11 protein-coding genes and 1 pseudogene are annotated in these 14,784 nt (G+C 74.2%); 2 read left to right on the top strand and 10 right to left on the bottom strand.

Annotated features, from left to right (window positions below; translation table 11 throughout):
- Nucleotides 1-51: 51 nt before the first annotated feature.
- The 4 genes from WBK50_RS07735 to WBK50_RS07720 form a co-directional block, all read right to left on the bottom strand.
- A complete protein-coding gene (locus tag WBK50_RS07735; protein ID WP_341334930.1) occupies nucleotides 52-2,943 on the bottom strand; it encodes a vitamin B12-dependent ribonucleotide reductase in 2,892 nt (963 codons plus the stop codon).
- A 119-nt stretch (nucleotides 2,944-3,062) separates the two neighbouring features.
- Complete coding sequence (gene nrdR / locus WBK50_RS07730; protein WP_341334929.1) at nucleotides 3,063-3,599, bottom strand: transcriptional regulator NrdR; 537 nt, start codon at nucleotides 3,597-3,599, stop codon at nucleotides 3,063-3,065.
- Between the two features lie 475 nt (nucleotides 3,600-4,074).
- Complete coding sequence (locus WBK50_RS07725) at nucleotides 4,075-4,233, bottom strand: hypothetical protein (RefSeq protein ID WP_341334928.1); 159 nt, start codon at nucleotides 4,231-4,233, stop codon at nucleotides 4,075-4,077.
- Nucleotides 4,234-4,815: 582 nt separating this feature from the next.
- Nucleotides 4,816-5,373, bottom strand: coding sequence for a LysM peptidoglycan-binding domain-containing protein (locus tag WBK50_RS07720; protein WP_341334927.1), 558 nt, complete (start codon nucleotides 5,371-5,373; stop codon nucleotides 4,816-4,818).
- 328 nt (nucleotides 5,374-5,701) lie between these two features.
- Here WBK50_RS07720 and lexA point away from each other — a divergent pair, with 328 nt between their 5' ends.
- Entirely contained in the window at nucleotides 5,702-6,472 is a 771-nt protein-coding gene (gene lexA, locus WBK50_RS07715) for a transcriptional repressor LexA (RefSeq protein WP_341334926.1), read from the top strand.
- 28 nt (nucleotides 6,473-6,500) lie between these two features.
- Here the strand turns inward: lexA and WBK50_RS07710 are convergent, their stop codons facing one another.
- The 6 genes and pseudogenes from WBK50_RS07710 to WBK50_RS07685 form a co-directional block, all read right to left on the bottom strand.
- Nucleotides 6,501-7,325: a universal stress protein gene (locus tag WBK50_RS07710; RefSeq protein ID WP_341334925.1), complete on the bottom strand. Its 825-nt coding sequence runs from the start codon at nucleotides 7,323-7,325 to the stop codon at nucleotides 6,501-6,503.
- 225 nt (nucleotides 7,326-7,550) lie between these two features.
- Nucleotides 7,551-8,519, bottom strand: a complete 969-nt coding sequence (locus WBK50_RS07705) for a hypothetical protein (RefSeq protein ID WP_341334924.1) — start codon at nucleotides 8,517-8,519, stop codon at nucleotides 7,551-7,553.
- A 28-nt stretch (nucleotides 8,520-8,547) separates the two neighbouring features.
- Nucleotides 8,548-9,980 (bottom strand): annotated as a pseudogene (hflX, locus tag WBK50_RS07700) (GTPase HflX).
- Nucleotides 9,981-10,147: 167 nt separating this feature from the next.
- Complete coding sequence (dapF, locus tag WBK50_RS07695) at nucleotides 10,148-10,993, bottom strand: diaminopimelate epimerase (protein ID WP_341334923.1); 846 nt, start codon at nucleotides 10,991-10,993, stop codon at nucleotides 10,148-10,150.
- Nucleotides 10,990-11,895, bottom strand: coding sequence for a tRNA (adenosine(37)-N6)-dimethylallyltransferase MiaA (gene miaA / locus WBK50_RS07690; protein WP_445942234.1), 906 nt, complete (start codon nucleotides 11,893-11,895; stop codon nucleotides 10,990-10,992). The genes dapF and miaA overlap by 4 nt, the downstream gene beginning before the upstream one ends.
- The gene (locus WBK50_RS07685) at nucleotides 11,886-12,593 is read right to left on the bottom strand and encodes a hypothetical protein (RefSeq protein WP_341339332.1); all 708 of its coding nucleotides are present in this window, start codon (nucleotides 12,591-12,593) and stop codon (nucleotides 11,886-11,888) included. The genes miaA and WBK50_RS07685 overlap by 10 nt, the downstream gene beginning before the upstream one ends.
- Nucleotides 12,594-13,282: 689 nt before the next feature.
- On the opposite strand from WBK50_RS07685, the gene WBK50_RS07680 reads away from it, so the two are divergent.
- On the top strand, nucleotides 13,283-14,629 hold the full coding sequence (locus WBK50_RS07680; RefSeq protein WP_341339331.1) for a DUF349 domain-containing protein: 1,347 nt from the start codon (nucleotides 13,283-13,285) through the stop codon (nucleotides 14,627-14,629).
- Nucleotides 14,630-14,784: the final 155 nt, after the last annotated feature.

Genomic DNA, 14,784 nt, shown 5'->3' with positions numbered 1-14,784 from the left:
CGACGGGCCCGGCACCGTGAGGTGCCGGGCCCGTCGGGGCGTACGGAGGGGTCAGCTGCAGCCGCTGGTGGAGCCGCAGCCCTCGCAGAGGTAGCAGGAGCCCGCCGGGCGCATCTTCGTGCCGCAGGTGAGGCAGAGCGGCGCGTCGGCCGCCTTGCCCAGCCGCAGCTCGAGGAGCTCCGTGGAGCTGCCGACCTCGACCGGCGCCGGGTCGACGCCCACCGGCTCGGCCGCCGCCGGGGTGGCGTCGACGCCGGAACGGATGGCGTCGATGTCGACGTCCGCGCCGAAGTCCCCCGGGCCGTAGCTCTCGGCGACCTGGCTGGTGCGCTCCGCCGCGGAGAAGATGCCCAGCTGGGCGCGCTTCTCGTAGGGCAGGTGGTCCAGCGCGAGCCGCCGGAACAGGTAGTCCAGGACGCTCGTGGCGATCCGGACGTCCGGGTCGTCCGTCATGCCCGCCGGCTCGAAGCGCAGGTTCGAGAACTTCGAGACGTAGAACTCGAGCGGGATCCCGTACTGCAGGCCCACCGAGATCGACATGGAGAACGCGTCCATCACACCGGCGAGCGTGGAGCCCTGCTTGCCGAGCTTGACGAAGATCTCGCCGAGGCCGTCGTCCGGGTAGGAACCGGCGGTCAGGTACCCCTCGGCGCCCGCGACGGTGAAGGACACCGTCTCGCTCGGACGCTTCTTCGGCAGCCGGCGACGGACGGGACGCTGCTCGACGACCGTGACGGTCTCGGGCTCCGCGTCCTTGCGGGCGGCCTTGCCGGCGGACAGCGGCTGCCCGACCTTGCAGTTGTCCCGGTAGATCGCGAGCGCCTTGAGGCCGAGCTTCCAGCCGTCCATGTAGACGCGCTCGATGTCGTCGACCGTCGCCGTCTCCGGCATGTTGACCGTCTTGGAGATCGCGCCGGACAGGAACGGCTGCACCGCGGCCATCATCCGGACGTGGCCCATCGCGGCGATGACCCGCTCGCCCATGGCGCAGTCGAAGACCTCGTAGTGCTCCGGGCGCAGGCCCGGCGCGTCCACGACGTGCCCGTGCTCGGCGACGTACTCGACGATGGCCTCGGCCTGCTCGGGCTGGTAGCCCAGCTTGTCCAGCGCGCGGCGCACGGTCTGGTTGACGATCTGCATGGAGCCGCCGCCGACCAGCTTCTTGAACTTGACCAGCGCCAGGTCCGGCTCGATGCCGGTCGTGTCGCAGTCCATCATCAGGCCGATCGTGCCCGTCGGGGCCAGGACGGAGGCCTGCGCGTTGCGCCAGCCGTTGCGCTCGCCGGTGGCCAGCGCGTCCTTCCAGGTGATCGTGGCGAGCTTCTGGATCGCGGTGCTGGCCGGGTAGGTCCGGTAGCCGTCGTTGGCCGAGGCGTGCTTGCGCATGACGCGCTGGTGCGCCTCGGCGTTGCGGGCATAGCCCTCGTAGGGGCCGACGACGCCGGCGAGCTCGGCGGAGCGCTTGTACGCCGCACCGGTCATCAGCGAGGTGATCGAGGCGGCGAGTGCGCGCCCGCCGTCCGAGTCGTACGCGTGACCGGTGGCCATGAGCAGCGCACCCAGGTTGGCGTAGCCGATGCCGAGCTGGCGGAACTTGCGGGTGGTCTCCGCGATCGGCTCGGTCGGGAAGTCCGCGAAGCAGATCGAGATGTCCATCGCCGTGATGATCATCTCGACCGCCCTGGCGAACTTCGGGGCGTCGAACGCGCCGTCGTCGCCCAGGAACTTCAGCAGGTTCAGCGACGCGAGGTTGCAGCTGGAGTTGTCCAGGTGCATGTACTCGGAGCACGGGTTCGACGCGCTGATCCGGCCCGACTCCGGGCAGGTGTGCCAGTCGTTGATCGTGTCGTCGTACTGGATGCCGGGGTCCGCGCACTCCCAGGCCGCCTGGGCGATGCCGCGGAACAGGTTCCGCGCGTCCGTGCGCTCGATGACCTCACCGGTGGTGCGGGAACGCAGGCCGAAGTCCGTACCCTCCTCGACCGCGCGCATGAACTCGTCCGTCACGCGGACCGAGTTGTTGGCGTTCTGGTACTGGACCGAGGTGATGTCCGAACCGCCGAGGTCCATGTCGAAGCCCGCGTCCCGCAGTACGCGGACCTTGGCCTCCTCCTTGGCCTTCGTGGCGACGAACTCCTCGATGTCCGGGTGGTCGACGTCCAGCACGACCATCTTCGCGGCCCGCCGGGTGGCGCCGCCGGACTTGATCGTCCCGGCGCTCGCGTCCGCGCCGCGCATGAAGGAGACCGGGCCCGACGCGGTGCCGCCGGAGGACAGCAGCTCCTTCGACGAGCGGATCCGGGAGAGGTTGAGGCCGGCACCGGAGCCGCCCTTGAAGATCAGGCCCTCCTCGCGGTACCAGTTCAGGATCGACTCCATCGTGTCGTCGACCGAGAGGATGAAGCAGGCGCTGACCTGCTGCGGCGAGGCGGTGCCGACGTTGAACCACACCGGCGAGTTGAAGCTGAACACCTGGTGCAAGAGCATCCAGGTGAGCTCCTGGGCGAAGATCTCGGCATCCTCGTCCGTGGCGAAGTAGCCGTGCTCCACGCCTGCGCGGTGGTAGCTGCCGACGACCCGGTCGATCAGGGCGCGCAGGCTCGACTCCCGGGTGGCGCTGCCGACGGCGCCGCGGAAGTACTTGCTGGTGACGATGTTGGTGGCGTTGAGCGACCAGAAGTCCGGGAACTCCACGCCGCGCTGCTCGAAGTTGACGGTGCCGTCCCGCCAGTTCGTCATGACGACGTCCCGGCGCTCCCAGGTCACCTCGTCGTAGGGGTGCACACCGGCGGTGGTGTAGAGGCGCTCGACCGTCAGGCCGGCACCGCGCTTGCGCTTCGCCGTACCGTTCCCGTCCGCCTTCTCCGCTCCGCGCCTGGCCCGCGTCGCGCCGCCCCCCGAGGACGTCCTGTCCGAGGCTTCCGCCCCGACGGTCTCCGTCATGCTCTCCCTCTCACAATCCGAACGTGTTCTTTCGCCGTCCCACCCACTGGGGTGACGGGACGGTCTCGGACCGGGTCTGCTCGGGAGTCGGCACCGCTGTCGGCCCCTCGATCTCGCCCCTATTCGCGCGTGGCCTCGCCACGCCCGGCGCCGGTGCGCCGCGCGACGGGATCACGCGCCTCCCGGTCCCGCGGTTCGGCTGCTTCCCCGGCAGCCGCCTCGCGCAGATCGGCGATCTCCTTCTCGAAGTCCTCGATGGAGGAGAACGAACGGTAGACGCTCGCGAAGCGCAGGTACGCCACCTCGTCGAGCTCCTTCAACGGTCCGAGGATCGCCAGCCCGACCTCATGGCTGGGCAGCTCGGCCGTGCCGCCCGCCCGGACGGCCTCCTCCACGCGGTGCGCCAGCTGCTGCAGCGCATCCTCGTGGACCGGCCTCCCCTGACAGGCGCGTCGTACGCCGCTGACGACCTTGTCCCGGCTGAACGGTTCGGTGACGCCGCTGCGCTTGACGACGGCGAGCACGGCCTCCTCGACCGTGGTGAACCGCTTGCCGCACGCCGCGCACGAGCGGCGGCGACGGGTGGCCTGGCCGTCCTCGACCTCACGGGAGTCGATGACCCGGCAGTCCGAGTGACGACAGAACGGACACCGCACGAGCAACCTCCCCCGAAGACCTCGCCGAACCGAATCGGCTGGGCGAAACCCAACCTGTAGGCGAACAACACAGATGTAACCACAACATGTGGGGCCTGGCCATCGCTGACCCCGGATGTCCCCGACTCTCGCCCGATCGTGGGAAGAAGGCTTCCACACGATCTCCGAACGCCGCCCGGTGGCTTCACAGTGGCGCCTCGGCGACACCCAGTGACGCCCTGCAGGTCACGTGGATGACGCGAGGGCGACACTCGGGGACGACGGCCGCATCTGCACGCGCCGACCGCTCGTCGCGTCGGCGACACGCCGGGCAGATGCGGGGAACGCATCGCCCCTCCGGGGCGCTCCGCACCGGGCGTGTCGGCCTGGCGTGGCCCCGGACGCGGGTGCCGGACCGACACGGACCGTGGCGAGCGGTGGACGGCCCCGGCAGTCCGGCCCAGCAACCCGGTGCCCGCGCTCCCGCGGCCCACGGTCACGACGCAGCGAGATCGGCGAGCAGCCCGAGCAGCACCACGGCCGTGGCGCTGGCCGTCACGACGGCCAGGCCGGCCAGGAAGCGGTCCGGCCGACCGAGGACGGGCCGCGGGACGAACCCGACCGGAAGTCGTCGCGGACGGCGGGCGACACACATCCGGTCCGGCCGCCGCGAGGAGACCCGCAGCGAACCCCCAAAGCCCCGATCGACACCGGCGGGGCGCCCACCGCCCCGATGCGGAGCGCGGAGGGCGAGGACCTCACGGGGTACGCCGAGGGCGAGCCGCGCCCGCGGGACGGCACGGCGGACTAACCCCTCCCGCGCGCCGGCTCCCGGATGGAGGTCCTCGGCCTGGCGCCCCTGCGCTCCACCGACCGGACGACCACCGGCGGGCCGTCCGCAGGCCGCGTTTCGGCCGGCGCCGGTCCGCCGCGGGGCGATCGGCACCGTCGCGTCCCCACGTCCGCGCCGGGCACCTCGGACCGCCGTCGGGCCCGCGCTCTCCGCGCGCCGGCGCGCCGCTCGCGGCCCCGGCCGTCCACCCTCCCCCGCGCCCCTCGGCGGCCGCCGACCGGTGACGGCCGGGCGCGCGTCGTTCGTGTGGTTCCCGAGATCCATGACGACCTCCCCGCGGCGGTTCGACCGCGCCCGGACCGATGCCCGGGCGTCCTCGAACGCCTGTGCGAGGTCTATCAGCGACCCCCGACAAGAACCGTGGATCGCGCGTCCGGGCGTCGGTCAGGCCGGGACGCGCAGGGTCCGGCCGGGCTCCAGGGCGACCGAGGTGAGGCCGTTGTCCGCGAGGATGCGCTCCACGACGGCGGCCGTGTCCGCCTCGGGGGCCACGCGCCGCGCGACGTCCCAGGCCGTGTCCGAGGGACCGGTGACGACGAGCCGCGTCCCGTCGGGCACGGTCGACCGGGCCGCGGCGGCGCCTGCGGCGTCCGCGATCAGGCCGAGGCCGACCACCGCCGCGGTCGAGGCGAGCGTCACGGCGAGCCCGGCGACGAGGCGACGCAGCCGGTGGCGAGCCTCGCCGACCGGGCGCCGGCGGGCCCGCGCCCGCGCCACGCCGGGCCTCACGACCCGCTCCCGGGTGCCGCCCCGGCGGACCGGCGACGGCCTCGTGCGTCCCGGGACCCGTGGCGGCGTGGGCGAACCGGCGGGAGCGGGAACGGCACGGGGACCGCGGCGCAACGGGATCACCGGCGCGAGGGCGCCGACCGCCGGCTCCCGTCCGGGCACCGCCCGCCGGGTCGTCGGGTCCTGCCGCTCCGCCACCGCGCTGGGTGCCATCTCCGCGTCTCCCGTCCTCGTCCGCGCCGCTCATCGGCCGGATCTCGCACATGTGTTCGATCGAACGTCTGTGCGATGTTGTACCACCCCGTCGCTCCGGACACGACGATCCGCGCCGAAAAATCTCGGGTGTCGTTCGAACATGTGTTTGGCGAACCGGCCGGAACGGGCTACGGTCTGTCACGATGCTCCGGCCGGCGACGGCGAGGTGCCGCGCCGAAGGCGCGGCACCCGGTCGGCCGGCAGGAGGCCCGGGCCGCGGTCCGGGGCCGGGAAGAGCCGGCCGGGCACGAGGGCCGGGACGCAGACGAAGGAGGCGGCAGGGCAGATGGCACGGGACGAGTCCGGCAGCGGCGCGGGCCCGGGGAACGGTCGGGCCGGTGGCGTCGGTGCCGGAGCGAAGCCCGGGCAGGTGCGCGCCTTCCCCGATCCCCCCGCGGATCCGGTGGGCCTCACCCCCCGGCAGCGCAAGGTGCTCGAGGTGATCAAGGACTGGGTGGACCGTTTCGGCTACCCGCCCAGCGTGCGCGAGATCGGCGACGCCGTCGGCCTCACGTCCACCTCCTCGGTGCATCACCAGCTGCGCACCCTCGAGCGGAAGGGCTACCTGCGGCGTGATCCCAACCGGACCCGCGCCGTGGACGTCCGCAGCCCCGAGGACCTCGCCGACGTCGATTCCGGCACGGGCACCGAGGCGGACGTCGCGATGCGCTCCGAGCGCCCGTCGCCGGCCTACGTGCCGCTGCTCGGCAACATCGCCGCCGGTGGCCCCATCCTCGCCGAGCAGGCCGTGGAGAACGTGTTCCCGCTCCCCCGCGAGATCGTCGGCGAGGGCGAGCTGTTCCTGCTGAACGTGAAGGGGGACTCGATGATCGAGGCCGCCATCACGGACGGGGACTGGGTGGTCGTGCGTCAGCAGCCGGTCGCCGAACAAGGTGAGATCGTGGCCGCGATGATCGACGGCGAGGCCACGGTGAAGACCCTGAAGCGGCGCGACGGGCACGTCTGGCTGATGCCGGCCAACTCCGCGTACGAGCCCATCCCCGGCGACGAGGCCAGCATCCTCGGCCGCGTCGTCGCGGTCCTGCGCCGGCTCTGAGGTCGGTCTTCGCGCGCCCCGGGGCCGGTCACGGCTCCGGAATCGGGACGACCACGACGGGGTAGCGGGCGCTGCGCACCAGCGACCCGGTCACGCTCCCGAGCAGCAGCCGTCGCATGAACCGGTACCCGCGGGAACCGACGACGAGCAGGTCCGTCCGCTCCGGCAGGTCCGCCAGGGTGTGGGCGACGTGGCGGCCGATCACGACGTCGACGAGTGTGTCGATCTCGGCGGGGACCCGGGACACACCCTTCTGCGCCGTCTTCTTGGCCTCGTGCACCGCGCCCGGATCCGTCGCGACCACGACGAACCGGAGCGCCGCGCCGGTCCGGCTCGCCAGGTGCACCGCCACGACGATGGCCTGGTCGGACTCGGCGGTCCCGTCGTAGGCCACCCCGATGCTGGAGATCCGCTTCTCGGCGAAGTGCCGGTAGCCACGCGGGGCGATCGCGATCGGGCAGCGGGCCATCGGGAGCAGCCGCTGCACCGTCTTGCCCGGCGCGAGGCGGCCGACGAGACCGCCGGCCGTCGAACCGACCACCAGGACCGCGGCCCCGACGTCGTCGGCGTGGTCGACCAGCGCGGGTGCGGCCGGGCCGGGGCCCAGCGGGGTGAACTCCATCTCGGCCGAGTCCCACTCGCGGTCGATCACCGCTCGGGCGCGACCGAAGCGCTCCCGCGCCACCGCCTCGGCCTTCTCCCGCCAGCGCGGGTCCCGGGCGATCGCCGAGAGCCCGATCCCGTCGGTCGGGTAGACCGTGGCGACGACGGCGGTGAGCCCGGTGAGGCGAGCCAGCTGGGCGCCGAGGACGAGCGCGTCGTGCCCGCCGGGCGTGTCCTCGTAGGCGGCCACGATCGGCACCTCGGCACCCCTTCCCGCTCCTCGACCCCGTTCGGCCCTCGGAGGAACACTAGGCGGCGAGGGCCCGGACACGATCACGTCCGGCTCATCGGTAACGCGGACGTCACACGGGAGGCCCCGGCCCGGACGACGAGAGCGATCAACGGCGACGGTGGCCGTGCAGCGCCATCGCGGCGGCCCCGAGCGCGAGCAGCCCGACCGCGATCGCGCCGCCGATCACCGCCGGCCGCCACTCCGGCGCGCGTTCGGGCGGGACCACGACCGCCGGCGCCGCCGGCCCCGTGGCCGACGCCGCGGGGGCGGCGAGGGCGAGCGCCGCGGCCCCCGGAACCGCCCGGGCTTCCCCTCGCCGAGCCCCCGCGTCTCCGATCCGGAGAGCAGCGTGCCGTCGGGCAGGAACGCCAGCGCCTCGCCCTGGGGCTCGTCCGGCAGCGGGACCCTCGTCGGCACCCCGTCCAGCGCGGCGACGACGTCCGCGGATCCCCGGGGCATCCGGTAGAGCCAGGCGTCGGTGTAGGTCCGCAGGGCGACGACCGAGCCGTCCGCACTGGTCGCGCCGCCGGTGACCGTGTACGAGCCGAGGTCCCCGACGGGGCCGCCGGAGGAGTCCGACCGTGGGAGCACGACCGTTCCGACCCTGGTCAGCGGCGTCGGCCCGGGTTCGGCGAGAGGCCCGGCCGGGCGGTACACCCCGGCGGAGCCGAGCACCTCCTTGGTGATGATCACGGGCACGCCGTCCGCCCCGACGAGCACCGCCTCGGCGTCGTGCGCCCCGTCGGGATACGTCAGCCGGTGCAGCCGCGCCTCCCCGCGAGGTGGCACCGCGATCAGCGCGACCGTCTCCCGGCGGCGGGTGTTGTCCCCCGTGTCCGCGACCCAGAACGTGCCGTCCGGGCCCAGGGCGAGGTCCTCCGCGTCCAGCGGGTCGACGTCCGCGGTGCGCGTCTCGACGATGGCGCACGTGTTCGGGTCGAGGCGCTGCAGGCGCACCTGGCGTCCGCTGTCCGCCATCGCCCACACCTCACCCGACGGCCCGACGGCCAACCCGGACAGCTCGAGCAGCCGCGGGTCCTCGACCGTGCACAGGCTCACCGGATCCGCGGAGGCGGATCCGGTGCCGAGCACGCCGAGCACCAGGAGGACGAGCGTGACCACCGCACCGCGCGCGGCGGGACGTGCGTTCACGTGCGGCTTCTCGACGGAGGGACGCAGGTCAGCGCCGGGCCACGCGCCGCAGCTCGTCGTCCACAGCGGGAGCGATGGCGACCGCAGACCGGGGCGCCTCCCCCACCAGATATGGCGCCGCGACCACGGCGAGCTCCGGCCCCACGCGCACGTGCAGCCGGGTTCCCTCGCCGACGTGCTCGAGTTCGAGCACCTCGGCCTCGGTGTGCAGCCGGGCGACGAGGCCGCCCTCGGTGTAGGGGACGAGCAGTTCCAGGTCCACCTCGGGGCGCGGCAGGCGCTCGGCGAGGCGGGCCTTGAGCTGCTCGACGCCGTCCCCCGGTACGCGGAGACGAACACCGCGTCCGGCAGGAGGTGCCGCAGCCGCGCGAGCTGCAGGTCCCCGGCCACGTCCACCTTGTTCACCACGAGCAGCTCCGACGGCATGGTGCCGCCGTGCGCCTCGCCGATCTCCACCAGGACCTTGCGGACGGCGGCGATCTGGTCCTCGGGCAGCGGGTCCGAGGCGTCCACGACGTGCACGAGCAGGTCCGCCTGCGCGGACTCCTCGAGCGTCGACCGGAACGCCTCGACGAGCTGGTGGGGCAGGTGCCGCACGAACCCGACGGTGTCGGTGAGCGTGTAGGCCCGCCCGTCCGGCGTCTCGGCGCGCCGGGTGGTGGGGTCCAGGGTCGCGAACAGCGCGTCCTCGACCAGCACACCGGCGTTCGTCAGAGCGTTGAGCAGGCTGGACTTGCCCGCGTTCGTGTACCCGACGATCGCGACGCCGGGGATCTCGGTCTTCCGGCGGCCGCCGCGCTGGGTGTCCCGGACACGGGACATCGCGCTGATCTCGCGACGCAGCTTCGACATGCGGTTGCGGATCCGCCGCCGGTCCAGCTCGATCTTCGTCTCACCGGGGCCACGGCCACCGATCCCGACACCGCCGGCGGCACGACCACCGACCTGCCGGGACAGCGCCTCGCCCCAGCCGCGCAGGCGCGGGAGCAGGTAGGACAGCTGGGCCAGCTCGACCTGCGCCTTGCCGTCCCGCGACTGGGCGTGCTGGGCGAAGATGTCCAGGATCAGCGCGGTCCGGTCGATCACCTTGACCTTGAGCTTCTCCTCCAGCTGGCGGAGCTGGCCGGGCGAGAGTTCGCCGTCGCAGATCACGGTGTCCGCCTCGGCCTGCTGCACGGCGAGCTTGAGCTCCTCGACCTTGCCGGAGCCGATGAACGTGGCCGGGTCCGGCGAGCTTCGCCGCTGCACGAGGCCGTCGAGCACCTCGGAGCCGGCGGTCTCGGCGAGCCGCGCGAGCTCCACGAGGGAGGCGTTGGCCTGCTCGGACGTGCCCTCCGTCCAGACCCCGACGAGGACGACCCGCTCCAGCCGCAGCTGCCGGTACTCGACCTCGGTGATGTCCGTGAGCTCGGTGGACAGGCCCGCGACGCGGCGGAGCGACGTGCGCTCCTCCAGCTCCATGTCCCCGCGGGAGGGATCGGGACGCCGAGCGTCGAAGCGGGGGTCGGCGGTGAAGCCGGGCGAGGTGGTTCGCGGGGTCGTGCTCAGGGGGGTTTCAGTCATCGTGACACCCAGTGTCCCACGTTCCGCGTTCCCTGTCCGCCCGATTGGCGCTGCCTTGTCCGACGTCACCGCAGCGCATCCCACCAGGACCGATCCAGCTCACCGTGCGCGACCAGGACCGCCGGACCGTGCAGCACGGTGGAGGCGCCTCCGTCCCGGACGGTCACCCGCAGCCGCCCGCCGGGGGTCTCCACGGGCACGGTGCCGGACTCCCGCCCGGCCGCCCGCAGCGCCGCGACGACGGCCGCGACGGTGCCCGTCCCGCAGGAGCGGGTCTCCCCCACGCCGCGCTCGTGCACGCGCATCGCGACGCCGTCCGTCCCGATCGGGGACACGAACTCGACGTTCACGCCGTTCGGGAACGCCGCCTCGTCGTGCAGGGGCGGCGAGGTGAGGTCCAGTGCCGGGATGGCCGCGTCGGTGACGCACGCGAGGTGCGGGTTCCCGACGTCGATCGCGACGCCGTCGAACTCCCGGCCCGCGACGAGCGCGGTGGACGGCTCCCCGACCCGCGCGCGCCCCATCTCGACGGACACCTCGCCGTCGGCGAAGGTGACGTCCTTGACCCCGGCGCGGGTGCCGATCCGCAGCGGTCCCTCGCCCAGCCAGCCGGCCTGTTCGAGGTAGCGCGCGAAGACCCGGACACCGTTGCCGCACATCTCCGCGGTGCTGCCGTCCGCGTTGCGGTAGTCCATGAACCACTCGACGCCGGCCTCGGGCGCCGGGCCCCCGGAGCCGAGCGCCGACCAGCGGACCACGCGCAGCACCCCGTCCGCGCCCAGGCCGCGGTGGCGGTCGCACAGGGCGGCCACCCGCTGCGGGGTCAGCGCGAGCGCACCCTGCGCGTCCGGCAGCACGACGAAGTCGTTCTGCGTCCCGTGGCCCTTGGCGAAGGCGATCCCGTCACTCACCCGACCAGCCTACGAGCCCGCGCCGACAGTTCCGGCTCCGCGCCGTCGAGCCAGTGGATCCGGCGGTCCCGGCGGAACCAGGAACGCTGCCGACGGACGAACCGGCGGGTGCGACGGACGGTCTCCTCCGCGGCGGTCTCCAGCGGGTACTCGCCGTCGAACGCGGCCAGGACCTGCTGGTAGCCGAGCGCCCGGGACGCGGTCCGGCCCTCCCGCAGGCCGCGTCCGACCAGCTCGCGGGTCTCCTCGACCAACCCGTCGGCCAGCATCCGGTCCACCCGCAGCGCCACCCGCTCGTCGAGCTCGGCGGTGTTTCGGTCCACGCCGAGCAGGACGGCGTCGTAGCGGGGCGGCCGCGTCCCGGGCAGGTTCGCGCTGAACGGGCGGCCCGTCAGCTCCACGACCTCCAGCGCCCGGACGATCCGGCGCCCGTTGCTCGGCAGCACGGCCTCGGCGGCCACCGGGTCCACCTCCGCGAGCCGCCGGTGCAGCGTCGGCGCGCCGACCCGGGCCAGCTCGGTCTCCAGCCGCCCCCGGACCTGCGGGTCCGTGCCGGGGAACTCCAGCTCGTCGACGACCGCCTGGATGTAGAGCCCGGACCCGCCGACCAGCACCGGCGTGCGGCCCGCGGCCAGCAGCCGCTCGATCACCGTTCGCGCCTCACGCTGGTAGACGGCGACGGACGCGGTCTCGGTGACGTCCAGGACGTCGAGCTGGTGGTGCGGGATCCCGCGGCGCTCGGGCACGGTCAGCTTCGCGGTTCCCACGTCCATCCCGCGGTAGAGCTGCATGGCGTCCGCGTTGACGATCTCGCCGTCGAGGGCCTCGGCGAGGTCGAGCGCGAGATCGGACTTGCCGGTGGCCGTCGGGCCGACGACGGCGACGAGCCGGGTCACGTCCACACGGCCACGTGGTAGGCCACGCCGAACGGCGCCGACGAGTGCAGCAGCTCGCCGCGCCGTCCCTGCGGACACGCTCCCGCCAGCACCTGCCAGGGCGCCCGGCCCGCGGCCCACAGCTCCGCCGCGACGACCGGGTCGAGGGCCGCGAGCGCCGCGGCGTCCGCGGACTCGAGAGCCTTGGCGACGGCGTCGTCGAACGGCCCGGCGCGCTCGTCGAGATGGCCGGGCGCCTTGTCGGTGTGCGTCGCGGCCCCGTCCCCGACGATCAGCAGCCCGACCGGTCCGGCCGCCGCCGCGCACTCCGCGGCCAGGTCGGCACCGAGCCGCGCGCACTCCTCCGGGCCGGCGTCCGGGGCGACGAGCTCGCCGCGGATCCGCACGGGTGCGCCGGTCGTGCCCGCGGCCCAGGCCGCGATCAACAGGGGCAACGCGAGATCGGGATCCGGGCCGTCGGCCGGGGCGGTGGTGTCCAGCGGGACCCTGACGTCGACGCCGAACCCGGCGAACGTCCCGACCGCCTCCGGCCGGACGGTCCGCCGGCCCCTGGCGTCCGACCCGACGGCGATCCATTCGGGGGCGACCGACGCGAGCCCGGCCGCGGCGGAGCGACAGGCCGCCCGCAGCTCCTCCGTCTCGGCGGCCGCGCCCGTGGCGAGCTCGGGGACGAGCAGCGGAGGCTGTGGCAGCACGACGACCATGGGAAGCACGGGTGCCGATCCTATCCGCCGACCGCGCGGTCACGCTCCGCGCACGGAAGAGCCCGGAGCGTGCGCAGATCACGCCTTCCGGGGCCGGGGGGCGCGACTCGTCGATCAGGATCCGCCGCTGAGAGGCACGTACGAGCGGCAACTGTTTCGCGTGACACGCCGAACTGTTTCAATTCCGGAACCGGCGGTCGCAGGTCGTGACCTGGCCGGCACGCGTACGGCCCCTCCGTCAGGTGGGGCGTCCACCGGACCTCGGTGGACAGGAACGAGGGAGGACGACGGTGTCGGACGAGCAGATCCCGGAGCGCACCGATCAGCCGGAGGGGCCGGTGAAGTCGGCCCCGGACGGCGGCACGGACACCGATCGCAGAGAACAGGCGAGCACCGAGCAGGCGGCTGCCGAGCAGGCGGGCGGCGAGCAGGCGGGCGGCGAGCAGGCGGGCGGCGAGCAGGCGGGCGGCGACGAGGCGAGTGCCGGGAGCACGCTCTCGCCGAGCCCCGAGCCGCCGGCCCCGGTGGCGCCACCGGCGGCACCACCGGCTCCCGCGGCACCCACCCCCGGACCGGCGGCCTCCGGCCCCGTCGCACCCGGCCCTGACCGGCCGACGCCGCGCCCCGGTACGCCCGGAGCCGGCCCGACCCCGCCGCGTCCGGGCCCGCCCCGCCCCGGCCCCGGGTCGATCCCCCGGCCCGGCCCACCCGCCAGTGGCGCCCGCCCGGGTCCGCCCCCCGGGCCGCGCCCCACCCCCGCCGCCGCGCCCGCACCCGTCGCGGAGACGCCCGCCGTCGAGCCGTCGCCCGTGCCGCACGCGAGCACGGACCCGGCCCGGTGGGGCCGCTTCGAGCCGGACGGCACGATCTACCTCTTCGCCACCGAGGGCGAGCGCGTCGTCGGCTCGTTCCAGGCCGGCACGCCCGAGGAGGGGCTGGCGCACTTCGCCCGCCGCTTCGACGACATGCTCACCGAGGCCGAGCTGCTCGCGGCCCGGCTCGCGACCGGCAGCGGGGACCCCAAACACGCCCTCACCAGCGCCCGCGCCCTGCGGGACGGGCTGGCCGAGGCCGCCGTCGTCGGGGACGTCGCCGCGCTCGGGGCCCGGCTGGACGAGCTGATCGCCCGCGCCGAGGAGGCCGTCGGCGCCGCCCGGCACGCCCGGGACGCCCAACGGAGCGCCGCCGTCGCCCGCAAGGAGGCCCTGGCCGTCGAGGCCGAGGAGATGGCCGCCGAGTCCACCCAGTGGAAGCAGGCCGGCGACCGGTTCAAGGCCATCCTCGACGAGTGGCGGACGATCAAGGGAATCGACCGCAAGACGGACGAGGCCCTCTGGAAGCGCTTCTCCAAGGCCCGCGAGGCGTTCAACCGCCGCCGCGGCTCGCACTTCGCGGACCTGGACCGGCAGCGCGCCGGCGCGAAGACGCGCAAGGAGGAGCTGGTCGCCGAGGCCGAGTCGCTGACGGATTCCGAGGACTGGGGCCCGACGGCGGCCCGCTACCGGGACCTGATGACCGAGTGGAAGGCCGCGGGCCGCGCCCAGAAGGACGCGGACGACTCGCTCTGGCAGCGCTTCCGCAGCGCCCAGGACGCGTTCTTCGCCCGTCGCTCCGCCGTGTTCGCCGAGCGGGACTCGGAGTTCGCCGCGAACGCCGAGGCCAAGAAGGCCCTGCTCAACGAGGCCGAGAAGATCGACACCCGGGACGCGGACGCCGCCCGGGCCGCGCTTCGGGACATCCAGGAGCGCTGGGAGGCCATCGGCAAGGTCCCCCGGGACGACATCCGTCCGCTGGAGTCCCGGCTGCGCGCCGTCGAGGAGAAGGTGCGCGACGCCGCGGACCGGGAGTGGAAGCGCACCGATCCCGAGGCCGAGGCCCGGGTCGCGCAGTTCCGGGACCGGGTCGCGCAGTTCGAGGCGCAGGCGGAGAAGGCCCGCGCCGCCGGGGACGCCCGCCGCGCCGAGGAGGCCGAGCGCCAGGCCGCGACGTGGCGGGAGTGGCTGGATACGGCCCAGCAGGCGGTCGAGGGCCGGTAGCGCCTGCTCAAGCCCATGATCACGCTCCGGGGAGCAGGAACGACCTGAGATGTCGTTGATGCGCCCAAGATCGTGATCTTGCCGCTGACCGGCGTTCACGATCGCCACCAGCTGCCCCGATCGGGACTCCGACGCGGCGTGGCGGGGCCATCCTG

This window comes from Pseudonocardia sp. T1-2H, assembly GCF_038039215.1.
In the GTDB taxonomy this organism is placed as follows: domain Bacteria; phylum Actinomycetota; class Actinomycetes; order Mycobacteriales; family Pseudonocardiaceae; genus Pseudonocardia.
This window is presented reverse-complemented; position numbering and strand designations above follow the sequence as displayed.